We start from the raw sequence: 23,481 nt of genomic DNA, 5'->3' as shown, positions 1-23,481 counted from the left end.
GACGTGGCCAACGAGACGCTGGTCTTCGAGTCCAAGCAGGAACTGGTCGTGACCGCGGCCGCTCGCTTCATCGACCTGGTGACCCGCGCACAGGCCGAACGCGACGTCGCGAGCATCGTCCTGACCGGCGGCAGCAACGGGATCGGCATTCTGTCGGCCCTGGCCGCCGACAGCGGCACGATCGACTGGTCGCGAGTCGACCTGTACTGGGGCGACGACCGATTCGTACCGGCCGACGACCCGGAACGCAACTCCGGACAGGCCCGCGAAGCCCTGCTCGACAAGGTGCCGGTCGACCCGTCGCGGGTCTTCCCGATGGCCCCGTCCGACGGCCCGTTCGGCGACGACATCGACGCCGCGGCAGCCGATTACGCGGCAACCCTGGCCGGCCGCTCCTCTGACGGCATTGCCCCGGAGTTCGATCTTCACCTTCTGGGAATGGGCGGCGAAGGCCACATCAACTCACTCTTCCCGCACACCGCGGCCACCGCGGAAACCGAGAAGTCGGTTGTCGCCGTGGAGGATTCGCCCAAGCCGCCGCCGCGTCGGCTCACCTTGACACTGCCCGTGGTCAACCGGTCGCGCAACGTCTGGTTCCTCGTCGCCGGCGCCGACAAGGCCGAGGCCGTCGTCGCTGCCCACAACGGTGCCGACCCCGCGGACTGGCCCTGCGCCGGCGCCCACGGCACCGAGGAGACCATCTGGTTCCTCGACGAGGACGCGGCCTCCCGGCTCAAGTGATTCCGGGCTCACGCTAGGCTCGATGCTCGTGACCGATACCTCGACCTACGCGAACGTGACCCTCGACCCTCGCGCCAACGTCTACTTCGACGGCAAGTGCGTGAGCCACACGTTCCACCTCGCCGACGGCACCCGTAAGTCGGCCGGTGTGATCCTGCCCGCGACACTGAACTTCGGCACCGGCGCACCCGAGATCATGGAACTCCACAGCGGCGCCTGCCGGGTGCGGCTCGCCGGCAGCGAGGACTGGACCTCCTACGGCGCAGGCGACTCGTTCTCGGTGCCCGGCAACTCCTCGTTCGACATCGAGGTCACCGACCCCGTCAGCTACGTCTGCCACTACGGCTGAGCCCAGCCGCTCCGGGCTAACCCGAGTTCCGCAGCGCCGTCGCCAGACCGTTCATGGTGAGCTGGATACCGCGGCGCACCAGCGGAGTGTCCTCCCCCGCACGGAACCGGCGAAGCAGCTCCACCTGCAGCAGGTTGAGGGGCTCGAGATACGGAAAACGGTTGTAGACCGAACGTTTCAGGGCTGCGTTGTCGTGCAACAGGTCGTCGGTGCCGGTGATCTCGGCGCACATGGCGATCGTGCGCTCGTGCTCGTCGACGATCATGCCGAACACCTTGTCGCGCAGTTGCTCGTCGGGAACCAGCTGTGCGTAGCGCTCGGCAAGACCCATGTCGGACTTGGCCAGCACCTGCGCCATGTTGGACATGACGGTGCGGAAGAACGGCCACTTCTCGTAGTAGCGCTGCAGGGCCTCGAGGCGGGTGGGATCGTCGCCGACCCACTCCTCGAACGCGGACCCGGTGCCGTACCAGCCCGGCAGCATCACGCGTGATTGCGTCCACGACAGCACCCACGGGATCGCTCGGAGATCCGAGATCTTCTCGGTCTGCTTGCGTGACGCCGGGCGGCTGCCGATGTTGAGGGCGCCGATCTCCGACAGCGGCGTCGACGTGGTGAAGTACTCGACGAATCCCGGTGTCTCGTGCACCAGACGGCTGTACGCCGCACGTGCCCTGGCCGCGATGTCGTCCATGATCTCGTAGGCCGACTCCGATTCGTCGCCGAGACCTTCGACGTCGAGCAACGACGACTCGATGGTCGCGGCCAGCAGCGTCTCCAGGTTGCGGCGGGCGGTCACCGGTTCGGCGTACTTGGCGGCGATGATCTCGCCCTGCTCGGTGATCCGCAACGATCCCCGGACCGCACCCGGCGGCTGGGCGAGGATCGCATCGTAGCTGGGACCTCCACCGCGACCGACGGTGCCACCGCGACCGTGGAAGAGCCGCAACCGGATTCCCGACCGAGACGCCGCCTCGACGAGGTCGAGTTCGGCGCGGTACAGCGCCCAGTTGGCGGCCATGTAACCGCCGTCCTTGTTGGAGTCGGAGTAGCCGAGCATGATCTCCTGCATGCCGTGCTGGGACTCCACGAGCGCCCGGTAGAACGGCACGTCGAGAACGGCGAGCAGCGTTGTGGCGCCCTGCTGCAGATCCTCGATCGTCTCGAACAGCGGTACGACGCGGACGGTCGAGCGCGGCGCGTTCTCCCCCGCCGCACCAGGATCGTAGAGACCGGCCTCCTTCAGCAGGATCAGGGCCTCGAGCATGTCACTCACCGAGGTGCACATGCTGATGATGTAGTTCGGCACCGCTTCCGGTCCGAACGTCGCGACCGCCTTCGCAGCAGCCCGCACGATCCCGAGTTCCTTGGTCGCCAGTTCGCTCAGTTCCGCGTCGGGACTGGTCAGCGGACGACGGCGTTGCAGCTCGGCGGACAGGATCTCGACGCGCTCCTCCTCCCCCAGCGAGGCGTAGTCGGCGTGCACGCCGGCCCACGCCAGGAGTTCGGCGACGACCTCCTCGTGCATGTCGGAGTTCTGCCGCAGGTCGAGTCCGGACAGATGGAAACCGAAGGTACGCACCGACTCCCGGAGGGACAAGAGGCGGTCGTCGGCGATGGTGGCGTCGTTGTTGACCCGCAGCGCGGCGTCGATGACGTCCAGGTCGGCGAGGAGTTCCGATGCGTCGTGATACGGCGACTTGCCGTCGACGAGGAAGAGGTCGCTCGATGAGAGGAAGTCGTCGTCGAACATGCCCCTCGCCGTCGCCGCCAGACGGGACCTGATGTGCCGCAGCGCGAGCCGGAACGGCTCGTCGACACCGGGGTCGTCGGCATCGGCGCCGGCGAGTGCCAGCAGCGGCTCGGTGCCGGTGATCAGTCGCGCCGACATACTCAGTTCCTGCGCGAGGTTCTCGAGTTCGGCGAGGTGGTGCCCGACTGCGGTCGCGGCGGCCAGCGTGGTGGCCAGGGTGACGACCTCGGCGGTGACGAACGGGTTGCCGTCCCGGTCGCCGCCGATCCAGGACCCCATGCGGATCATCGGCTCGTCGGCGAGACCCGCGTCCGGGTACGCCGACCGCAGCGCGGCTCGCACCGAGGTGTTGATCGCCGGCACCACCTCGAAGAACGAGGCGTCGTAGTAGCGCAGGCCCGAACGGATCTCGTCCTGGATGGTCAGCCGCTCGAGACGGATGAGAGCGGTCTGCCACAGCGTGAGGATCTGGCGCCGGATCGCCTCGGTGACCTCGGCGTCCTCGTCGGGGGTCAGTTCGGTGCGACCGCGGAAGCGCATGAGCTCGGTGATGCGGTTCTGCGCCTCGAACACCGTGCGACGCCGCGTCTCGGTCGGGTGGGCGGTGATGACCGGGACGACGTTGGCGTCGGCGAGTGCCTTGCCGACCTCCTCGTCGCCGAGTCCGGCGTCGGCGAGCTGACGGTAGGTGGCGGCCAGGCTGGACTTCTGCGGCGGGTCACCGGCCCGCACGTGGATGGCGCGGCGGCGTTCGCGGTGGATGTCCTCGGCCAGATTGGCCAGCAGCGCGAAATGGCTGAAGGCGCGGATGACGGGTACCGCGGTGGCGACGTCGAGGTCGACGAACATGTCGGCGAGCTCGTTGCGGTCGATCTCGTTGCGGCGCACGCCGAAAGCGGCGACCCGGGCGGACTCGACGAGATCGAAGACATCCGTGCCGGAATGCTCGGCGACGACCTCGCCGAGGATGCCGCCGAGCAGACGGATGTCCTCGCGTAATGGTTCGGTGAGTGCACGGCCCTCGTCGTCGACGACGATGTGGTCGACGATCGAGATGGACGGACGCGAGGCCGGGGCTCCCTTGGCGGGGGCGGTTTCACTCATGCCGTCAAGTATCCCGAGATCAGGGGAGTCCGGCATCCCGGGGAAAGCGACGGGCGACGCGTATCACGCGTCGCCCGAGGTCCAGAGCAGAAACCAACTCAGGAAAGTTTGATGTCGACGCCCACGCCGACGATGAAGATCACCCAGATGAGGCCGACGAAGATGGTCAACCGGTCGAGGTTGCGTTCGACGACGCTCGAACCCGACAGGCTGGACTGGACACCGCCGCCGAACAGGGACGACAGACCGCCACCCTTGCCGCGGTGCAGCAGGACGAGCACGATCAGCAGAACGCTGGTCACGATCAATCCGATGTCGAGTGCACCTTGCACAGTCACGAGTCGAAACGCCCTTCCGTAAACACCTGGAGAAACAGCTGTGGCAGGTGGTGCCGACGCAAATCGACACCAACCTGCCACAGTGTACGCGTGGGTGTGACCCGTCAGGGCAAGGGGCCACCCGCGGCGATCGCCGACAGCGTCGCGAACTCGTCGGACTTCAACGACGCGCCGCCGACGAGAGCTCCGTCGACGTCGGTCTGGCCGACGATGTCGCCGACGTTCTTGGCGTTCACCGAACCGCCGTAGAGGATGCGGACCGAGGCCGCGGTCTCCGCGTCGGCGATCTCCGCGAGGGTCTCGCGGATGGCCTTGCAGACCTCCTGGGCGTCGGCGGCACTGGCCACGCGACCGGTGCCGATGGCCCAGACCGGCTCGTAGGCGATGACGGTCTTGGCGATCTCGGCGGCCGACAGGCCCGCCAGCGAACCCTTGAGCTGCGCCACGTTGTACGCGACGTGCTCGCCGGCCTCGCGGATCTCGAGACCCTCGCCGATGCAGACGATCGGGGTGAGTTCGTGCTTGAGCGCGGCCTTGGTCTTGGCCAGCACGATCTCGTCGGTCTCACCGTGCAGGGTGCGTCGCTCCGAGTGGCCGACGACGACGAAGGTACAGCCGAGCTTCGCGAGGAAGGCGCCGCTGATCTCCCCGGTGTAGGCACCCGAGTCGTGCTGCGACAGATCCTGCGCACCGTAGGTGAGCAGCAGCTTGTCGCCGTCGACGACGGTCTGCACGCTGCGGATGTCGGTGAACGGCGGGATCACCGTCACGTCGACCTTGTCGAAGTACTTCGCCGGCAGGGCGAAGGCGATCTTCTGAACCAGCGCGATGGCCTCGAGGTGGTTCAGGTTCATCTTCCAGTTGCCCGCGATGAGCGGTTTACGAGTTGCCATGGCTCAGCTCTCCAGCACCTTCAGTCCGGGGAGTTCCTTGCCTTCGAGGTACTCCAGCGATGCGCCACCTCCGGTGGAGATGTGCGAGAAGTCCGAGTCGGGCAGACCCAGGGTCCGCACCGCGGCAGCCGAGTCGCCGCCACCGACCACGGTGAACGCACCGTTGTCGGTCGCACCGGCGATGGCCTCGGCGACACCGCGGGTGCCGGCCGAGAATTTCTCGAACTCGAAGACGCCGGACGGACCGTTCCAGAAGATCGTCTGGGCGCCCGAGAGGACCGCGGTGAATCGCTTCACCGACTCCGGTCCGATGTCGAGACCCATCCAGCCGTCCGGGATGGCGTCGGCGGCGACGGTCTTCGCCTCCGCGTCGGCGGCGAACTTGTCGGCCACCACGACGTCGACCGGCAGGTGGATGACGTCGCCGAAGCGCTCGAGCAGGCTCTTGCAGACGTCGATCTGGTCTTCCTGCAGCAGCGAGGTGCCCACCGAATGGCCCTGTGCGGCCAGGAAGGTGAAGGCCATGCCGCCACCGATGACGAGCGTGTCGACCTTGGGAGCCAACGCCTCGATGACCCCGAGCTTGTCGGAGACCTTCGAGCCACCGAGGACGACCGCGTAGGGACGGGTCACCTCTTCGGTGAGCTTCGACAGGACGTCGACCTCGGCCGCCACCAGCTCTCCCGCGTAGTGCGGGAGCAGCTTGGCGACGTCGTAGACCGATGCCTGCTTGCGGTGGACCACTCCGAAGCCGTCCGAGACGAACGCGCCGTCCTCGCCGACGAGTTCGACGAGGGCCTTGGCCAGCTTCTCGCGCTCGGCGTCGTCCTTGGAGGTCTCCCGCGGATCGAAGCGGATGTTCTCCAGGAGCAGGACGTCACCGTCGGTGAGACCCTCGGCGCGGGCGAGCGCGTCGGTGCCGACGACGTCACCGGCGAGCTGCACGTTGCGACCGAGTTCTTCGCCGAGCCGCGCCGCGACGGGCGCGAGCGAGAACTTCGGATCCGGCTCGCCCTTCGGCCGACCCAGGTGGGCGGTGATGATCACCTTGGCGCCGGCGTCGATCAGCGCGTTGAGGGTGGGCAGCGAGGCGAGGATGCGACCCGGATCGGTGATCGTCGACCCGTCGAGCGGGACGTTGAAATCCGAACGGACCAGCACTCCGCGACCCGAAACACCCTCTTCCAGAAGGTTCTTCAGAGTGGGAACACCCATGAGGCGTTGACTCCTCTTTCGTTGTACGACGAGTGGACTAGAGAGACTTGCTGACGAGTCCGATGAGGTCGACGAGGCGGTTCGAGTAGCCCCACTCGTTGTCGTACCAGGACACGACCTTGGCCTGATCGTCGATGACCTTGGTCAGGCCGGCGTCGAACAGCGAGCTGTGCGGGTCGGTGACGATGTCGGAGGAGACGATCGGGGCGTCGTAGTACTTGAGGATGCCCTTGAGCGGACCCTCGGCGGCGGCCTTGAGCGCGGCGTTGATCTCCTCGGCGGTGGCCTGCTTGGCCAGCTGCGCGGTGAGGTCGGTGACCGAGCCGGTGGGGATCGGCACGCGCAGGGCGTAACCGTCGAGCTTGCCCTTCAGCTCCGGGAGGACCAGGCCGATGGCCTTGGCGGCACCGGTCGAGGTCGGCACGATGTTGATCGCGGCACCACGTGCGCGGCGCAGGTCCTTGTGCGGGCCGTCCTGCAGGTTCTGATCCTGGGTGTAGGCGTGGATCGTGGTCATGAGGCCCTTGACGATGCCGAACTCGTCGTTGAGGACCTTGGCCAGCGGGCCGAGGCAGTTCGTGGTGCACGAGGCGTTGGAGATGATGTTCTGGCTGCCGTCGTACTTGTCGTCGTTGACGCCCATGACGATGGTGATGTCCTCATCCGAGGCGGGGGCCGAGATGATGACCTTCTTGGCGCCGGCGTCCAGGTGGCCCTGGGCCTTGGCGCGTGCGGTGAAGATGCCGGTCGACTCGACGACGACGTCCACGCCCAGGTCGCCCCACGGGATGGCTGCGGGGCCTTCCTTGACCTCGAGCGCCTTGATCTTCTTGTCGCCCACCACGATGGTGTCGTCGCCTTCGAGGCTGACGTCTTCGGGCAGACGGCCGAGGATCGAGTCGAACTTCAGCAGGTGCGCGAGAGTCGCGTTGTCGGTGAGGTCGTTGACCGCGACGATCTCGATGTCAGTGGTGCCCAAAGCCTTTTGCGCTTCGACGGCACGGAAGAAGTTGCGGCCGATCCGGCCGAATCCGTTGACGCCTACCCGAACAGTCACAGTTGTGCTCCTTAGCGGTATTCATGGTCAGGCCTGTGGGTCAAGCCCTGCTGGCCGCGCCGTGAGCGGTCACCGATGGCACACAGGGGTGACCCCCGGTCCGCACACGTCGACTTCAGCCTAGTAGGCCGGGTTCGGTCCGGCACACCGCAGGTCCCTAGGCCTCGTCGAGCAGCTCTGAGGTGACCGCCGATTCGGTGTCCGGGATGCCGTCCTGGCGAGCTTTCTTGTCAGCCATCGACAACAGCCGGCGGATGCGTCCGGCGACGGCGTCCTTGGTCATCGGCGGGTCGGCGAGCTGGCCGAGCTCCTCCAGAGAGGCCTGCCGATGGGTGATGCGCAGCTGTCCGGCCGCGATGAGATGGTCGGGGACCTCGTCACCGAGGATCTCCAGGGCGCGTTCGACGCGGGCGGCCGCAGCCACTGCCGCGCGGGCCGAGCGCCGGAGGTTGGCGTCGTCGAAGTTGGCGAGGCGGTTCGCGGTCGCGCGCACCTCGCGGCGCATGCGGCGTTCCTCCCAGACCAGGCGGGTGTCGTGGGCGCCCATCCGGGTGAGCAGCGCGCCGATGGCCTCGCCGTCGCGGATGACGACGCGGTCGGCGCCGCGGACCTCGCGCGCCTTCGCGGTCACACCGAGGCGACGGGCGGCGCCGACGAGCGCCAACGCGGCCTCGGGTCCGGGGCAGCTGACCTCGAGCGCCGACGAGCGTCCTGGTTCGGTCAACGAACCGTGGGCGAGAAACGCACCGCGCCAAGCGGCTTCGGCGTCGGCGACGCTACCGCCGACCACCTGGGCCGGGAGGCCGCGCACCGGCCGGCCACGCAGATCGAGCAAGCCGGTCTGCCGGGCGAGTCCCTCGCCGTCCTTGGTGATGCGCACGATGTAGCGGGCCGACTTGCGCAGGCCGCCGCTTCGCAGGACGTGGACGTCGGAGCCGTAGCCGAACAGGTCGTGGATCTCGCGTCGTAGGCGCCGCGCGACATTGCCCATGTCGACCTCGGCCTCCACGACGACGCGGCCCGCCACGATGTGCAGGCCGCCGGCGAAACGCAGCAGGGCCGACACCTCGGCTCTCCGGCAACTCACCTGGGTCACCGTCAGGCGACTCAGCTCGTCTTTCACCGCTGCCGTCATCGCCACCGGTCCCTGTCCTCCTGTCAACTGCCCACACGTCCCTGAAAGAAAACGCCGAATCATCGCCTGGGTCAGGCGTCGGCCCGGTCAGCGTAACGGTTCGATTCACCTTCGCACAGTTCGTTCACCACGGCGGCGACTTTCGCCGGGTCATGGACCTGGCGGCCGGGTACCGCGACATCGCCGACGTTCAGTTCGGCGCCGAAGAGTCCGGCCGCGCGCACGAGATGCTCGCGTTCGCGTCCGGCGGGCACCGACGACGCGTCGACCAGGACGTTGTCGACGCGGAAGGTGTCGGCGTGGGCGTGCAGGACGTGCAGATGCCGCTCCACCGAGAACCCCGGGGTCTCCCCCGGTTCGGGTGCGAGGTTGACCACCAGCACCTTGCGGGCGGCGGTGCGCTGCAACGCCTTGAGTTGCTCGGGCACCAGCACGTGCGGGATCACGCTGGAGAACCAGGAGCCGGGTCCGAGCATCACCAGATCGGCGGATTCGATTGCCCCGACGGCACTCTCGCAGGCGGGCGGTTCCTCGGGGATCAGCCGCACGCGACGCACCTTGCCGGGCGTCGTCGCCACCGCGACCTGTCCGCGGATCTCCCGGCTGATGCGCGGGTCCGCCTCGAGTCCTGACACGTCGGCCTCGATGTCGAGCGGGACGGTCGACATGGGCAGCACCTGCCCGACGATCCCGAACATCGACCGGAGTTCCTGCAGCGCGGCCACCGCGTCACCGAGGACCTCGGTGAGCCCCGCGAGCATCAGATTGCCGATGGGGTGTCCGGCGAGCGCGCCGCGACCGCCGAAGCGGTGCTGCAGCACCTCGGCCCACAGTTCGTGGCGTCGACGGGTGTCGGGGTCACCCGCGGTCTGGAAGTCCTCGAGCGCCTTGGGCGCGGACATCAACGCGGCCAGGGCCATTCGCAGGTCTCCCGGCGGGATGAGGCCGAGTTCGGCACGCAGGCGGCCCGACGATCCCCCGTCGTCGGCGACCGTCACCACCGCGGTGATGTCGGTACTCAGGTAACGCATCGCGGTCAGCGTCGCGTACAGGCCGTGGCCGCCACCCAGCGCGACGATCTTGGGGTCGACGATCTCCTGGGTCATTCGCGCCCCAGATCGCGGTGCATCACGCGCACGTCGTAGGTGGCCACGCCGGAGTCGTCGACGGCCTTGCGGAGACGCCGTGCGAGCTCCTCGGAGATGGCGACACTTCGATGTTTACCGCCGGTGCAGCCGACGCTGATCGTCATGTAGCGCTTACCTTCTCGCAGGTAGCCACGACCGACGATGGACACCAGGTCGGTGTACAGGTCGAGGAAGTCACCGGCGTCGGGCTGGCCGAGGACGTAGTCGCGGACCGGCGCCTCCTGCCCGTTGTGGTCGCGCAGCTCGTCGATCCAGTGGGGGTTGGGCAGGAACCGCACGTCGGCGACGAGATCGGAGTCGATGGGCAGTCCGTACTTGAAGCCGAAGGACTGCACCGCGATGCTCAGCCGCGGTTCGGTGTCTCCCGGCGACACACCCTCCACCACGGAGCGGAGCTTGGCCGCGGTCAGCGCCGAGGTCTCCACGACGAGGTCGGCGACGTTCTTGATCGGCGCCAGGATCGCGCGTTCCCGGGCGATGCCCTCGATGAGAGTTTCCTTGCCCTGCAACGGGTGTCGGCGACGCACCTGCTCGAAGCGACGGACCAGCGCCTCCTCGCTCGCGTCGAGGTACAGCAGCCGGGTACGAATCCCCGACTCCTCGAGGTTGTCCCGCAGCTGTTCGAGTTCGTGGGCGAGGTCGGGGCCGGATGCGCGCAACACCATCGCGAGACGGGTGATCGTCGGGTCGCTCTCCCGCACCATCCCGACCATCGTCGAGATCAGCGACGGCGGAACGTTGTCCGCGACGTACCAGCCGTCGTCCTCCAGCACGTTGGCCGCTGTGGACCGGCCCGCACCGGACATGCCGGTGACGAACAGGACGGTGAGTTCGTTCGGCACCTCACCGTTCCGGACGCCTCCGGTCAGCTGCTCGTCGTGTCCGGCCTCGGCCCGCTCATTCATCGACACCCCGTCCCGCGTCACCGGTCACCACCGTCATCTCCGCCTCGTTCACCGTCTCGCCCGGTACCGGCGACACCGTCTCCGCAACAGTGCCACCGCCGAGCGCGTCCTGCACCGCACGCGCCGTGGTCAGTCCGATCCCCGGCACCTGGGCGATCTCCTCCAAGGATGCCTCACGCAGGCGCGCAACCGACCCGAAGTGGGTCACCAGCGCGGTGCGTCGTGTCTTCCCCAGACCCGGGATGCCGTCGAGCGCCGAGGCGGTCATCCTCTTGCTGCGCTTGCTGCGGTGGAAGGTGATGGCGAACCGGTGTGCCTCGTCGCGCACACGCTGCAGCAGGAACAGCGCCTGGCTGCTTCGCGGCAGGATCATCGGATCGTCTTCGCCGGGCACCCACACCTCCTCGAGGCGTTTGGCGAGTCCGATCACCGAGACGTCGGTGACCCCGAGTTCGTCGAGGACCGCCGCGGCCGCATGCACCTGCGGTGCACCACCGTCGACGACGAACAGGTTCGGCGGGTACGCGAATTTCCGCGGCTGCGCTGAGGTCTCGGGCCCGGCGTCGACCTCCCCCGACTCGGGCGGTGGTGCGTCGCGGTCGGCACGGTGCCGGAGGAAGCGGCGGCGGGTGACCTCGGCGATCGACGCGACGTCGTCGGAGTGGCCGTCGCCGGCGGCATGACGGATCGCGTAGTGCCGGTAGTCGGACTTGCGCGGCAGGCCGTCCTCGAAGACGACGAGGGAGGCGACGACGTCGGTGCCCTGCACGTGCGAGATGTCCACACACTCGATACGCAGCGGCGCCTGATCGAGCATCAGGTTCTCCTGCAGCTCGGTGAGGGCGGCCGAGCGGGTGGTGAGGTCACCGGCGCGTCGGAGCTTGTGCTGGGTGAGCGCCTCCCCCGCGTTCCGGGCGACGGTCTCGAACAGCGCCTTCTTGTCGCCGCGCTGGGGCACCCGCAAGGTGACCCTGCTCCCCCGCAGCCCGCTCAGCCACTCCTCGAGTTCGGCTGTGTCGGCCGGCAATTCGGGGACCAGGACCTCGCGCGGAACGGACTCGCCGTGTGCGCGGTCCGCACCGACGTCGACGGTGGCGTCGAAATCGACCTGCGCACCGTAGAACTGGGTGATGAACTCGCCGATGACGTCGCCGTCGGTGCCGTTGTCGCTGCGTTCGACGACCCAGCCGCGCTGACCGCGGACGCGCCCGTCGCGCACGTGGAAGACCTGTACCGACACCTCGAGGTCGTCTCCGGCGATCGCGACGACGTCGGCGGTGGTGCCGTCGCCGAGAACCACGGCCTGCTTCTCCATGGCGCGTCGGAGGGCGCCGATGTCGTCGCGCAGGCGGGCCGCGCGTTCGAAGTCGAGATCCTCGGCCGCAGCGGACATGTCGCGTTCGAGCTTGCGGATCAGCAGGTCGGTGCGGCCGGCGAGGAAGTCGCAGAAGTCCTCGACGATCTCGCGGTGTTCCTCGGCGTCGACCCGGCCGATACAGGGCGCGGAGCACTTGTCGATGTAGCCGAGCAGACACGGCCGGTCGATCTGGCGGTGCCGCTTGAACACGCCCGCCGAGCAGGTGCGCGCCGGGAACACCCGCGTCAGCAGGTCGACGGTCTCGCGGATCGCCCACGCATGCGCGTACGGCCCGAAGTAGCGCACGCCACGGCGGCGGGGTCCGCGGTAGACGAACAGCCGCGGGTACTCCTCGTTGAGGGTCACGGCGAGCATCGGGTAGCTCTTGTCGTCGCGATAGCGGACGTTGAACCGCGGATCGAATTCCTTGATCCAGTTGTATTCGAGCTGAAGTGCCTCGACCTCGGTGCCCACGACGGTCCACTCCACCGACGCCGCCGTCGTCACCATCTGACGGGTGCGCGGGTGCAGCGAGGCGATGTCGGCGAAGTACGACGTCAGACGCGACCGGAGGTTCTTGGCCTTGCCCACGTAGATGACACGACCGTGCTCGTCACGGAACTTGTACACCCCGGGATCGGTCGGGATGGTTCCGGGAGCAGGACGGTAGGTAGTCGGGTCGGCCACGTGTTCCAGGCTAGTTGGCGGGTCGGACGGTCCCGCGATAGCGCTCTTCGAGCTCGCGGAACCGGGCCATCGCCTCGACGGCCTGCGGCCCGTCGTTCGCCTGCACAGCCAGCACGGTGATGTGTTCGTCGGACGGGAACAGCAGCCAGGCGCCGAAGCCTTTTTCCGGGTAGGTCAGTCCGAGTACCTGGTCCCAGGTGAAGAGTCGAGTGGGCACCAGGTTGCGCACCTCGACACCCTCGGCGCCCACCCGCAGCCGCGGACGGGTCAACAGCAGGATGGCGCCGGTGAAGAGAACACCGATGAGGATGATCGCGACCTGGTCGGAGCTGCCGAGGTTGCGGACCCCGACGTCCTCGATCGTCAGCAGCAGCCCGAAGGTGATGTGGATGGCCATCACGATCACGGCCGCGACGATCGCCCAGCGGGGCAGCTTGCGCGGCCGATAGACCAGGTCCCATCGAGGGGAGGTCACGCCGATGCTCCTCCGACCGTGCTCGGCAGGGCCTCACCGCGTGCCAGCGCGCGTAGGGTCAGGGCCGACGCCAGTGCGGCGACGGTCGCCTGCGCGCCCTTGTCCTCGGTCGAACCGGGTAAGCCCGCGCGGGCGATGGCCTGCTCCTCGGTGAGCGTGGTCAGCACACCGTTGCCGACCGGGGTCGACTCGTCGAGCGAGACGCGGGTCAGACCCGCGGTCACCGCGTCGCACACGTAATCGAAATGCGGTGTCTCACCCTTGATCACGACGCCGAGCGCGACGACGGCGTCGTGGGTGCGGGCCAGCGCCTGCACGATGACCGGCAACTCGATGGCGCCCGCGACCTGCACGATGGTCGGCTCGGTGACACCGTTCTCGTGGGCCGCGCGGACCGCGCCGTCGAGCAGTGCGCCACAGATCTTCTCGTGCCACTGCGACGACACGATCGCCAGCCGGAGCTTGCCGGCATCGGCGAGTTCGAGGGTCGGTTCTCCGTGACCACTCATGCAGGGGCTCCTTCAGATGCGTCGTCGCCGGTATGTGCGTGATCGTCGAGACCCACGAGGTCGTGTCCCATCCGGTCGCGCTTGGTGCGAAGGTAGCGCAGGTTCTCGGCGTTGGCGCGCACCGGCATCGGCACCCGGTCGACGATGTGGAGGCCGTAACCGTCGAGGCCGACGCGCTTGGCCGGGTTGTTGGTCAGCAGACGCATCGACGACACCCCGAGATCGACGAGGATCTGGGCGCCGAGACCGTAGTCGCGGGAGTCGGCGGGCAGACCCAGTTCCAGGTTGGCGTCGACGGTGTCGGCGCCGGCGTCCTGCAGCTGGTAGGCCTGCAGCTTGTGCAGCAGGCCGATGCCGCGACCCTCATGGCCGCGCATGTACAGGATGATGCCGCGGCCTTCTTCGGCCACCATCTCCATCGCGGCGTCGAGCTGCGGACCGCAGTCGCAGCGCAGCGAGCCGAAGACGTCGCCGGTCAGGCACTCCGAGTGCACGCGGACGAGGACGTCGTGTCCGTCGTCGCTGGAGACGTCGCCCTTCACCAGGGCGACGTGCTCGACGTCGTCGTAGACGCTGGAGTAGCCGACTGCGCGGAAGTCGCCGTGACGGGTGGGAATCCGGGCATCGGCGACGCGAACGACGTGCTTCTCGTGGCGACGACGCCACGCGATGAGGTCGGCGATCGAGATCATGGCGAGGTCGTGCTCGTCGGCGAAGACGCGCAGCTCGTCGGAGCGGGCCATCGAGCCCACGTCCTTCTGGCTGACGATCTCGCATATGACGCCGGCCGGCGCGAGATCGGCGAGCCGGGCCAGGTCGACGGCGGCCTCGGTGTGGCCGGGACGACGCAGCACGCCGCCCTCCTTGGCGCGCAACGGGACGACGTGGCCGGGACGCGTGAAGTCACCGGCGGTGGCCTCCGGGTCGGCGAGCAGACGCATGGTGGTGGCGCGGTCCGAGGCGCTGATGCCGGTGCCGATGCCCTCACGGGCGTCGACGGTCACGGTGTAGGCAGTGCCGTGCTTGTCCTGGTTCATCGAGTACATCGGGGGCAGACCGAGGCGGTCGCAGGCGTCGCCGTCGAGCGGGACGCACAGGTAGCCCGAGGTGTAGCGGACCATGAAGGCGACGAGCTCCGGGGTGGCCTTCTCGGCCGCGAAGATCAGGTCGCCCTCGTTCTCCCGGTCCTCGTCGTCGACGACGACGACCGCCTTGCCGGCGGCGATGTCGGCGATGGCCCGTTCGATCGAGTCGAGCTGGACTCGTTCGTCGGTGGCCGCGTCGTCACCATCACGCGGCGATTCGCTCATCAGAACCTCACTCGTTGTGCTCATTTCGCCCGCTGTCCTCATTTCGTCCCGGTCACATCAAGCGCAGGGACATCTTGGGTGTTTCCGAGGTGCAGACGTTCGACGTACTTCGCGATCACGTCGACCTCGAGGTTGACCACGGTGCCGGGCTTGGTGGCACCGAGGTTGGTCTCGTTGAGGGTGGTGGGGATCAGGGAGATCTCGAACCACGAGTCGTCACCCGATCCGCCGACGGACGAGACGGTCAGCGACACACCGTCGACGGTGATCGAACCCTTCTCGACGAGGTACCGGGTGAGCTTCGCCGGCACGCCGATGCGCACGACGGTCCAGTTCTCCGAGGGGCTCACGGACAGGACGCGACCGGTCCCGTCGACGTGGCCCTGCACGATGTGGCCGCCGAAACGCCCGTTCGCGGGCATGGCGCGTTCGAGATTGACGGTGCTGCCCGCGGCGAGGTCGGACAGGGAGCTGCGACGAAGCGTCTCGCCCATCACGTCGACGGTGAACTCGCCCGGTCGGAGGTCGACGACGGTCAGACACACGCCGTTGACCGCGATGGAGTCGCCGTGGCCGGCATCGGCGGTGACGATGGGTCCCCGCACGGTGAAGCGGGCTGCATCAGAGAGATCCTCGCGGTCGGCGATGACGCCGAGTTCCTCCACGATTCCGGTGAACACGCACTCCTCCTGCTCGCTCGGAGCAGACAGGGCGGCACTGTGTCGCCTGTTCTCTCGCATCCGGACTATGACCGTCGGCTTCGGATTCTCACCGAATCTGCTGTCCCTGTCTTCCGACAGGCGCTCGCGGGCTGGAAGGTGCATGTCCGTAGCACCCTCATCACCGCCGGTGGGGAATCTCACCCCGCCCCGAGAACTGGTGGTATCGACGCTAGCACGACGCGAGAACGGAGTCGCATTGGAATTTCGCTGAGCGAAACAGATCGCCGCCGGTGTGTCGTGCATCTCGCCCCGCTCAGTCCTGCGCCGATGCCCGCGATGAGCGGTCGAGTGCGATCAAGATGTCACTTCCGAGCGTCGTGACCTCGCGGGTTTCGAACCGTCTGGCGTCGTCCAGAGTGGTGACTCCCGGGATCTCGACGGAACTGCGTCCGGCGCCCAGGACCATCGGCGCGACGTAGGCGTGGACCTCGTCGACGAGGTCGGCGGCGAAGAAGGCGCCGAGGATGTGCGGGCCGCCCTCCACCAGGACCCAGAGCGCGTCGGGCAGGGCGGAGAGGACGTCGGCCGGGTGGTGGGAGTCGACGCAGACCAGCGGTCCTCCGGTGTCGCCGCGGAGGTTGGCATCGGCAGGCAGGTCGCGGTGCCCGAGCACCACGCGTGCCGGCTGATGCGGGTACAGCCCGCCATCGGCGGTGCGGGCGGTGAGGGTCGGGTTGTCGGCGAGGGCCGTGCCGGTGCCGATGACGATGGCGTCGAGGCGTGAGCGCTGCTGGTGGGCGTGGTCGCGGGCCGCCGGCCCGGTGATCCACTGGCTGGTGCCGTCGGGTGCGGCGATCCGGCCGTCGATGCCGGCCGCGATCTTGGCGGTGACCATCGGCCGCCCGAGCCGCTGACGGGTGAGCCACGGACGCAGCGGACCGTTCTCCACGGCGTCGACCGCGACTCCCCCGGTCACCCGGATGCCGGCGGCCCGAAGAGTGTCGGCGCCACCCGCGGCGACGGGGTTGCGATCGCTGACCGCGTAGTGGACCTCGGCGACGCCGGCCTCGATGAGCGCCTGCGAGCACGGCCCGGTACGTCCGGTGTGGTTGCAGGGTTCGAGCGTGACGATCGCGGTACCGCCCCGGGCGGCCTCACCCGCCGCCCGCAAGGCCATGACCTCGGCGTGCGGGCCGCCCGCCGGCTGGGTCGCGCCGACACCGGCGACGGCGCCGTCGGCGGTCAGGATCACCGCTCCGACAGGCGGATTGGGCGAGCTGACACCCATGGCCGCAAACGACGCCTCGACGGCAATGTCCATGGCGGCGACGATGTCCATGTGGCGGGTCAGATGTCGCTGTGGGCGCGTGCGGTTGCGGCGGACTCCCGCAGGGCGGCGACGGCCTGACCGGGGTCGGCGGCACCGTAGACGGCCGATCCGGCGACGAAGCAGTCGATTCCGGCCTCGGCGGCCCCTTCGATGGTGTCGGCGTTGATGCCGCCGTCGATCTCGACGAGCAGCGTCAAGTCCTCGGCGTCGATGAACTTGCGGATGGCGCGGGCCTTCTCGAGGACCTCGGGCATGAACTTCTGGCCACCGAAGCCCGGCTCGACGCTCATGATCAGCAGGGTGTCGAAGTCGCGGAGGATCTCCAGGTAGGGCTTGAGCGCGGTGCCCGGCTTGATCGACAGACCGGCCTTCGCGCCGGCAGCACGGATGTCGCGGGCCACGGCTATCGGATTCTCGGTGGCCTCCGCATGGAACGTGACGTTGTGGGCGCCGGCCTCGGCGTACGGCGGCGCCCAGCGGTCGGGGTTGTCGATCATCAGGTGACAGTCGAGCGGGATGTCGGTCGCCTTCAGCAGGCTCTCCACAATCGGCAGACCCAGCGTCAGGTTCGGCACGAAGTGGTTGTCCATGACGTCGACGTGCAGCCAGTCGGCGCGGGTGGCACCGGGCTTGGCAACAGCAGCCGCCTCGTCGGCGAGATTCGCGAAGTCCGCGGACAAGATGGACGGGGCGATCATCGGCGCGTTACCAGCGGTGCACATGGTGGACAAGTGTAGGGCGAGAGGGTCGGTGCGGACGAAAGCGTCCGGGTGTCTCAGACTCCGTTGGCCGGCCACCCGGGGTAAGACGGAAGCGTCGGCACCGGGTCTGGACCGGAGTACATGTCGATCCGTGGAATGTCAGGATTGTCAGGCAACGCGTCGCACGCGACAATGTCTGCAGAGTTCTCCGGCCGGACTCCGAGCCTGTCGAAATCCGTCACCTTCCAACTGCCGAACACCGAACGGCCCGGCGCCGGCGCCGGGCCCGCTTGGTCTGCGGGTGGCAGAACGTCACCGGACTTCGTGAGATCGATCGTGACAGGAAATCCCCATTGCGCGTGCACGTTTCGCCACTCCTGCGAACCGCCCCGGGCACTGGGAGCGATCGAGAAGATCTCACTACGGCACAACACAATGCGCACATTCGGACCATCGTCCACTCGGCGCAGTGGACGGAAGAACAAAGTGCTCACCACATCATTGTGCGAACTCTCACTGGGCACGAATGTGACCTTCTCGTCGATGTCTGACGGCGAGGCCTCGACAAATCCGGGATAGCCCCATTGCGGAGACTGGCCCTCAAAAGACAACTCGAACGACTCCGTGTAAGCGCGTACAAACGTTCCTTCCGAACTCGCCAGGTCAAGGACATCAGTTTCGAACCATCGATACGAGGTCTGCAGCCTCGGAGGCAACCGATCCGCCACCGACGGCTGCGACGAACTTGTCGAATCACCACCGGTGTTCGGAGATGGTCCGCACGCGACACAAAGCGTGAGCAGAGTACACAACACCCCAGTCAGAAAACCGTGGCCTTTAAGCACCAGACTACTTCTGACCGTATGCATGGTGGTGATTCTCATTATGACGGTTCACGAAGGAACTCATGTCAGACTCAAGTAACTGCTGGATGTACGTAGCTGCGGCGCTATCGTGAGACACTGGTGGCATTTCTCCGGTTCGTCTCATCTCTTCGAAATCGACCTCCTGCCCGACAAACAATTTCCGAAATTCAGGTTGATCGACCAGATCCGTGTGGGTCCTGAAATACCCTTCAAGGACCTGCACATACTTGGCGTTGGGCTGAATCTCCGAGTTATAGACATCATGGCGTAGTTTTGCAGTATCTTCGTCGGTGATTATCGTGTCGGGATCTTTGGGTAGTCCGAAGAGTTCCAACTTGACTTCCGCCGCGGTCCCGTCGATCAGTGCGCTGACCACCGGATTCAAGCCGGTCACCTTCAGGAGGGCCGTAGCGCTCTCGAAGAGCGCTCCCGCCCGAGCAGCATCCTTAGCTGCTTCATAGCGTTTATCTTCGAATGTCTCTTGGATGTGTGAATCCAGCCCACCGATCATCGCCCCCTCTATGCGGCCGGCGATCTCACCAAGACCGTAGTCATTGTGGTCTCTACCAAACTCTTCCTGAAGGATGTCGACCTGAAGCGCGGTCAGCGAATTCACTATTTTTCCAGCCTCAGCGTCTGAATTTAGAATCTGGAACATTGCCTTCAGTTCTGCTCCGGTTACCTCCGATACACCCGACGATCCAAAGAGACCCGCGTCCGCACCGCCCATCACCGCCGTGTGCGGACCGATAGCGGCAGCGAGTGTCCGTGCAAGCTCTGGGTTCAGTTCACCCAATGCCCGCTTGTCATCAGCACTGATATCGATCAACGAATCCTTGTTCGCACCAAAGTACTTGGTTAGCTCTGTAGCAATCTTTCCAGCACGCTCGTTATCCATCAACTGCTCCACAGACGATGCCTCGTCGCCATAAGCAGCGCCGGGCATCCAGTTGAACAGCCGATTGACGCCCGCGTCCTTATGACCAGCGCCGTCTGTCCAATCGAAGGTCATGAGATTCTTCAGCGTTTCCGCATCTTTCAGAGAACCCTGATTGCCATCGATGTCGTACGCGAGCAATGCTGGTCCGCCAGCAGCCTTCCCAGTGGAAGCCATTACCGCATCATGCACCGCAATATGGTCAGACCCGCTAACGTCCAGCATTCGTATGAGGAGATCTTCGACCTCATGCTTCGAAATGTTGCTGTGCCCCATAGTCCTGAGGTCGGTGACGTACATTTCCTGTGTACCACTGGCGATCTCACCAGCGCGAGCTATCAGCGCTCGATCGACGTCGCTGCCCAGTTGCACCGACTTCGAACCGTAGGTGCCTTCGCCGTCGTCGGACCTATTTTCAATGATGTCCATCAAGGACTTGAGATCCTTGTAAGTCTTCAGATCATTGATCAGCTTGTCGCCGCCTGAATGCGCGGAGGCATCGGGCAGGCTAAGTTGACCTTTGCTCGATGCAGGACTGGTCAACACCTCACGGACAGGCGTGGATAGCTGATGTATCCCGCCGCCTACGAACTTCGGCCCCGGCGCCAATCCCATCTGCTGCAGCGGCCCAGCAAGGAACGCCGGCTCGACCTGCTGGTCCGTCCGCAGACTCGGGTTGCCGAGCATGTAGATACCGTCACCGAGCGCGTTCTTGAGCTTCAGCCGTTCCGCACCACTGTATTCGTCTCCGAAACGCTTCAACGCGTCGAGAGAATAGGGCGCGGACCCATCCGCATTCTGTCCCCAGATGGGGGTGTAGGTGGCCTTTAGATAATCGAACTGCTCTTTCGGGATGACAGCATCGTCACCCCTCGCCAGTGCCGCGCGCTGCTCAGGTGTCAGGCTGGTCGCTCGGTAGAACCGCTCCTTCTGATCAGGCGTCGCGTTCCCCCTCATGATCGCCTGGACATCGCGGCTTGCTTGTCCTGCGGAAAAGCTCGAGCTGAGCGGAGCATTGATCTCTGCATTGCCGAAGACCACATTCAGCGCGCGTGCACCGTTCCGGTCGTCTTCCCCGATCTCGTCCGCGAGCGACTGTAGCGACAGCGTCGCTGTCTTCGCCTCTTCTGCACGTGTGGCCTGATCATTCAGGATCGACTGTTCGGCCGCGCTTCCGGCCTCCACTCCGCCCAACTCTGACGCGTAGTCACGAGCGTCGCGCACGGTCCAGTCGTCCGAGACGCTGAACTTGTCGAGTTCAAGGCCGAGCGCTTTCGTCAGCGCAGTGCTGCGATTGGGGCTGATCGCGGCGGCGGTGTCGTGCAGCACCCTTGCGGCCGCGCTGAGTTCGGTGCCGAGCTTGTTGATCTCGTCTCGGTCAGACGTCGTACGGTCTTCGCACGCGCGCCTGGATTCGCCCGACCAGCCCGTCACGTTCATCGGTGCGTCGGCCATCGTCTTGGTCTGGGTTCGTAGGTTCTCAGCTGTTGTCTCCAGCGAGCTCGCGGACTGGAGCAGGACCATCACATCCCAGCTGTTGACCGTCGATCGAGTCGGTCGGCTCATCAGAACACGGAAATGGCTCGGAAACCGCTCGCCAACTCTCCATCGGTATCGGCGAACTCGGTGGCAACCTGATAGCACGTCTGCGACACCGCGTCCATGCGAGCGGCCGCGCGTCCAAGAAGGGTACGAATGACGTCGTCCTTGCCGGCACAAGCGGCGCTGAACGCTGATCCAGGCATCGCGGCAGCTGCGTCAGCGAATCCCGCGCTGCCCGACCAGAGCGCCCGCGTGGCGTCCGAACACCCGGCCAACGTCTTGCCGACGCCCTCGATCACACACTTCTCGGCTTCCAGGCGATAAGTCACTGTGAGTCCCCCGTTCCCGGCGCCAGCGTCCTGACACCACTCCCCTCGGACAACTTAGTACGAGACAAGGAGATGCGGGATTCACCTTCCACAAGTCATCGCCCACACCTCCGGGCCGTCGTCGGGCAAAGACACCTTCCCGGCCACCTCGAACCCGAGTCGTTCATAGAACGAGACGTTCGCCGGGGACGAGGTCTCCAGGTAGGCGACGTGCCCTTCCAACTGCGCGGCCGCTAGCGGCTCGAGCACAGCTGCACCGAGCCCTCGCCCCTGTGAATGCGGCGCGACCCCCACCGTGGCCAGATGCCAGACAGGTTCGGCCGGCCGAAGACCGGCAGTTGCCTCGTCGGCCCGCGCTGCGATCTCCGCTCTGTCGCCGTAGAGGTCGACGACTCGAGATGCGATGTCGCCGAACGCCTCGTCAAGGCCACTCGAGGACGGTGTGATCCACACCGCCACGGCGGCAAGGTCGTCCGATACCCAAACACGTCCGCACCGCATGCCGATCTCGGCGAGGAACAGCCGCTGCAACGACCGCACTCGGTCGCCATGATCATGCGAGTCGACTGTGTGCCGGGTGAACGGGTAGTCGGCGAAGGCCTGGCCGAGAGTATCTGCGGCAGCGTCGACGTCAGCCGGAGTCGCCGGCCGAATCAAAGGGCGGATCGTCACGCCGTTGGACGTTACCCGGCGCCGGCACCGCTCAGGCGACCGCGAGCAGCTGCAGCAGCTTCGTCTCGACGACGCTGCGGTCAGGACTTTGGTGCCCGATCGCCGGTGGTGCGGTGCTCCGATGACGTCCACCGGTCGGGGTGATGACGTCGATGACCCGGATGTCACCGGCCATACGAACCGAATATCCCCAGCCGTCAGCCTCTTTGGCCCGATTGTGGGTGACACAGATGCCGTCGGCGTTGGCCTCGCTGGTCGGGCCATCGTGGCGATGTGGTTTCGCGTGGTCGATCTCCGCGATGGGCGCACCGCAGTACGGAGTTCGGCAGCGTTGGTCTCGGAGTCGGACGAAGTGTGCGAGCGCGGCCGGGAAGGTTCGCGATTTCGACTCCATCGCCACCAGTGCGCCATCCGACGGACGTGCATAGATACGACGCATCGTCGAGGCGGTCTCACCATCGGGCGACACCGACGCGGCGACGAGTTCCCGTGCCACTGCTGCCGGAATCGGTCCGTACCCCTTCACTTCGGCCGCCGAATCGTTGAGCCCGAACAGGCACTCGTCGGACATGATCATGTCTACCGACACCGGAACCGGTTCCGCTGCGGATCGGCCGGTGACACGTTCGACCAGCGTGTCGGCCATGATCTGCGCATGCGTGCGATCGTCGGCACCGAGTATGGAGTCAGCGTGCTTCTTGAGCGAGGCATATACGGAGATTCCCTGTGTCATCGGCAACAACGCCGAGAGTTGGGTCATCAGATCCGGCGCCGGCCGCACGCTAACCCGCCGATCCTTCTCGGCCTTGGCCTTTCGCGCGACCACTGCCGCCGGCTCGAGTTCGTAGGCGTGACGCTTCGCCGTCGATTCGATCTCGCGGTCGGACACACCCACCAGTTCCGCACGGTCACCGCACACCCGCCGATCGATCTCCTCGCGCGATTCGCGAGTCAGAAAAGCGGTTTCGCGAACGAGAATGGTGGCACGCCATTCGGTCAGTACACCGTCTGTGAGTGCTGCCATCGTATGCGGCATCTCGTGTGCCAGAGCACGAGCGAACCCGAGGTACTGACTCCCCTTCTTCGGTGAGACCTTCCGTGCCAGCCCGACTTCGGCGGCGAGTCCCCGGCCCCGCCGCTTCTGCGGAACATTCCGTGCAGCCTCATCGTCGGCACGTAGCCGGTCGAGATTCGCGGTCTCACGCACCTGGACCGCAGTGCAGGCCGACTTGATCTCCTCGAGCAGCGTCAGCCGCCGCACCGACTCGGCCTCGTCGACGCCTGCAGGCATCCCGGCGAGGAGGCCTTGGAGGGCACGTAGACCGTCCGTCGACAGACCCGATGTTCCGCCCGAGGGTGATTCGTACATACATTCGATAGTACGCCGATATCGCCAGCTCCGCCGAAGTTTTCCACAACCCGAAGACGATCCTTCACTTAACCATTGAGTTAAGTGACGAGCCGTA

At 66.5% G+C, this 23,481-nt stretch carries 22 protein-coding genes and 1 riboswitch; of the genes, 2 read left to right on the top strand and 20 right to left on the bottom strand.

All coding sequences use genetic code 11. The features are described from left to right. Nucleotides 1–3 precede the first annotated feature (3 nt). A complete protein-coding gene (gene pgl, locus GOALK_RS02600) occupies nucleotides 4–741 on the top strand; it encodes a 6-phosphogluconolactonase (protein ID WP_040003947.1) in 738 nt (245 codons plus the stop codon). 22 nt (nucleotides 742–763) lie between these two features. Beyond that, nucleotides 764–1,090 carry a pyrimidine/purine nucleoside phosphorylase gene (gene ppnP / locus GOALK_RS02595; protein WP_006357233.1) on the top strand — a complete coding sequence of 109 codons (327 nt, stop codon included), beginning with the start codon at nucleotides 764–766 and terminating at the stop codon, nucleotides 1,088–1,090. 16 nt (nucleotides 1,091–1,106) lie between these two features. On the opposite strand, the gene ppc is transcribed toward ppnP, so the two are convergent. The 20 genes from ppc to GOALK_RS02495 all read right to left on the bottom strand — a co-directional run bounded on the left by ppc (nucleotide 1,107) and on the right by GOALK_RS02495 (nucleotide 23,384). Beyond that, nucleotides 1,107–3,947 (bottom strand): phosphoenolpyruvate carboxylase, encoded by a 2,841-nt coding sequence (gene ppc, locus GOALK_RS02590; RefSeq protein WP_040003946.1) that lies wholly within the window; start codon nucleotides 3,945–3,947, stop codon nucleotides 1,107–1,109. Nucleotides 3,948–4,045: 98 nt separating this feature from the next. Continuing rightward, nucleotides 4,046–4,279 (bottom strand): preprotein translocase subunit SecG, encoded by a 234-nt coding sequence (secG, locus tag GOALK_RS02585; protein WP_006357231.1) that lies wholly within the window; start codon nucleotides 4,277–4,279, stop codon nucleotides 4,046–4,048. Between the two features lie 110 nt (nucleotides 4,280–4,389). Further along, on the bottom strand, nucleotides 4,390–5,178 hold the full coding sequence (gene tpiA, locus GOALK_RS02580; RefSeq protein WP_005194872.1) for a triose-phosphate isomerase: 789 nt from the start codon (nucleotides 5,176–5,178) through the stop codon (nucleotides 4,390–4,392). 3 nt (nucleotides 5,179–5,181) lie between these two features. Beyond that, complete coding sequence (locus GOALK_RS02575) at nucleotides 5,182–6,393, bottom strand: phosphoglycerate kinase (RefSeq protein WP_006357229.1); 1,212 nt, start codon at nucleotides 6,391–6,393, stop codon at nucleotides 5,182–5,184. A 37-nt stretch (nucleotides 6,394–6,430) separates the two neighbouring features. Next, nucleotides 6,431–7,450 (bottom strand): type I glyceraldehyde-3-phosphate dehydrogenase, encoded by a 1,020-nt coding sequence (gap, locus tag GOALK_RS02570; RefSeq protein WP_006357228.1) that lies wholly within the window; start codon nucleotides 7,448–7,450, stop codon nucleotides 6,431–6,433. A gap of 157 nt (nucleotides 7,451–7,607) precedes the next feature. Beyond that, nucleotides 7,608–8,585, bottom strand: coding sequence for a DNA-binding protein WhiA (gene whiA, locus GOALK_RS02565; RefSeq protein ID WP_006357227.1), 978 nt, complete (start codon nucleotides 8,583–8,585; stop codon nucleotides 7,608–7,610). 71 nt (nucleotides 8,586–8,656) lie between these two features. Next, nucleotides 8,657–9,691 carry a gluconeogenesis factor YvcK family protein gene (locus GOALK_RS02560; RefSeq protein WP_006357226.1) on the bottom strand — a complete coding sequence of 345 codons (1,035 nt, stop codon included), beginning with the start codon at nucleotides 9,689–9,691 and terminating at the stop codon, nucleotides 8,657–8,659. Further along, nucleotides 9,688–10,659 (bottom strand): RNase adapter RapZ, encoded by a 972-nt coding sequence (gene rapZ, locus GOALK_RS02555; protein ID WP_198136067.1) that lies wholly within the window; start codon nucleotides 10,657–10,659, stop codon nucleotides 9,688–9,690. Before rapZ ends, GOALK_RS02560 begins: the two co-directional genes overlap by 4 nt. Then, nucleotides 10,631–12,682, bottom strand: coding sequence for an excinuclease ABC subunit UvrC (gene uvrC, locus GOALK_RS02550; RefSeq protein ID WP_006357224.1), 2,052 nt, complete (start codon nucleotides 12,680–12,682; stop codon nucleotides 10,631–10,633). The genes rapZ and uvrC overlap by 29 nt, the downstream gene beginning before the upstream one ends. Nucleotides 12,683–12,692: 10 nt before the next feature. Beyond that, nucleotides 12,693–13,157 (bottom strand): PH domain-containing protein, encoded by a 465-nt coding sequence (locus GOALK_RS02545; RefSeq protein ID WP_006357223.1) that lies wholly within the window; start codon nucleotides 13,155–13,157, stop codon nucleotides 12,693–12,695. Next, the gene (gene ribH / locus GOALK_RS02540; protein ID WP_006357222.1) at nucleotides 13,154–13,666 is read right to left on the bottom strand and encodes a 6,7-dimethyl-8-ribityllumazine synthase; all 513 of its coding nucleotides are present in this window, start codon (nucleotides 13,664–13,666) and stop codon (nucleotides 13,154–13,156) included. The genes GOALK_RS02545 and ribH overlap by 4 nt, the downstream gene beginning before the upstream one ends. Further along, entirely contained in the window at nucleotides 13,663–14,976 is a 1,314-nt protein-coding gene (locus GOALK_RS02535) for a bifunctional 3,4-dihydroxy-2-butanone-4-phosphate synthase/GTP cyclohydrolase II (RefSeq protein WP_006357221.1), read from the bottom strand. Before GOALK_RS02535 ends, ribH begins: the two co-directional genes overlap by 4 nt. A gap of 38 nt (nucleotides 14,977–15,014) precedes the next feature. After that, complete coding sequence (locus tag GOALK_RS02530; protein ID WP_006357220.1) at nucleotides 15,015–15,656, bottom strand: riboflavin synthase; 642 nt, start codon at nucleotides 15,654–15,656, stop codon at nucleotides 15,015–15,017. A gap of 44 nt (nucleotides 15,657–15,700) precedes the next feature. Then, nucleotides 15,701–15,857, bottom strand: a riboswitch (FMN riboswitch). Nucleotides 15,858–15,951: 94 nt separating this feature from the next. Beyond that, complete coding sequence (gene ribD / locus GOALK_RS02525) at nucleotides 15,952–16,977, bottom strand: bifunctional diaminohydroxyphosphoribosylaminopyrimidine deaminase/5-amino-6-(5-phosphoribosylamino)uracil reductase RibD (protein WP_006357219.1); 1,026 nt, start codon at nucleotides 16,975–16,977, stop codon at nucleotides 15,952–15,954. Nucleotides 16,978–16,985: 8 nt separating this feature from the next. Beyond that, nucleotides 16,986–17,690 carry a ribulose-phosphate 3-epimerase gene (gene rpe, locus GOALK_RS02520; protein ID WP_040003945.1) on the bottom strand — a complete coding sequence of 235 codons (705 nt, stop codon included), beginning with the start codon at nucleotides 17,688–17,690 and terminating at the stop codon, nucleotides 16,986–16,988. A gap of 53 nt (nucleotides 17,691–17,743) precedes the next feature. Continuing rightward, nucleotides 17,744–18,538, bottom strand: coding sequence for a hypothetical protein (locus GOALK_RS02515; RefSeq protein WP_232283135.1), 795 nt, complete (start codon nucleotides 18,536–18,538; stop codon nucleotides 17,744–17,746). Continuing rightward, entirely contained in the window at nucleotides 18,519–21,038 is a 2,520-nt protein-coding gene (locus GOALK_RS02510) for a TPR repeat domain-containing protein (RefSeq protein ID WP_006357216.1), read from the bottom strand. The genes GOALK_RS02515 and GOALK_RS02510 overlap by 20 nt, the downstream gene beginning before the upstream one ends. Beyond that, a complete protein-coding gene (locus GOALK_RS02505; protein ID WP_006357215.1) occupies nucleotides 21,038–21,343 on the bottom strand; it encodes a hypothetical protein in 306 nt (101 codons plus the stop codon). Before GOALK_RS02505 ends, GOALK_RS02510 begins: the two co-directional genes overlap by 1 nt. An 81-nt stretch (nucleotides 21,344–21,424) precedes the next feature. After that, on the bottom strand, nucleotides 21,425–22,015 hold the full coding sequence (locus GOALK_RS02500) for a GNAT family N-acetyltransferase (protein ID WP_006357214.1): 591 nt from the start codon (nucleotides 22,013–22,015) through the stop codon (nucleotides 21,425–21,427). Nucleotides 22,016–22,046: 31 nt separating this feature from the next. Beyond that, complete coding sequence (locus GOALK_RS02495) at nucleotides 22,047–23,384, bottom strand: 13E12 repeat family protein (RefSeq protein ID WP_040003943.1); 1,338 nt, start codon at nucleotides 23,382–23,384, stop codon at nucleotides 22,047–22,049. Nucleotides 23,385–23,481: the final 97 nt, after the last annotated feature.

Source organism: Gordonia alkanivorans NBRC 16433 (assembly GCF_000225505.1).
GTDB lineage: Bacteria > Actinomycetota > Actinomycetes > Mycobacteriales > Mycobacteriaceae > Gordonia > Gordonia alkanivorans.
The sequence above is the reverse complement of the archived record's forward strand: the minus strand, read 5'-3'. Positions and strand labels throughout refer to the sequence as shown.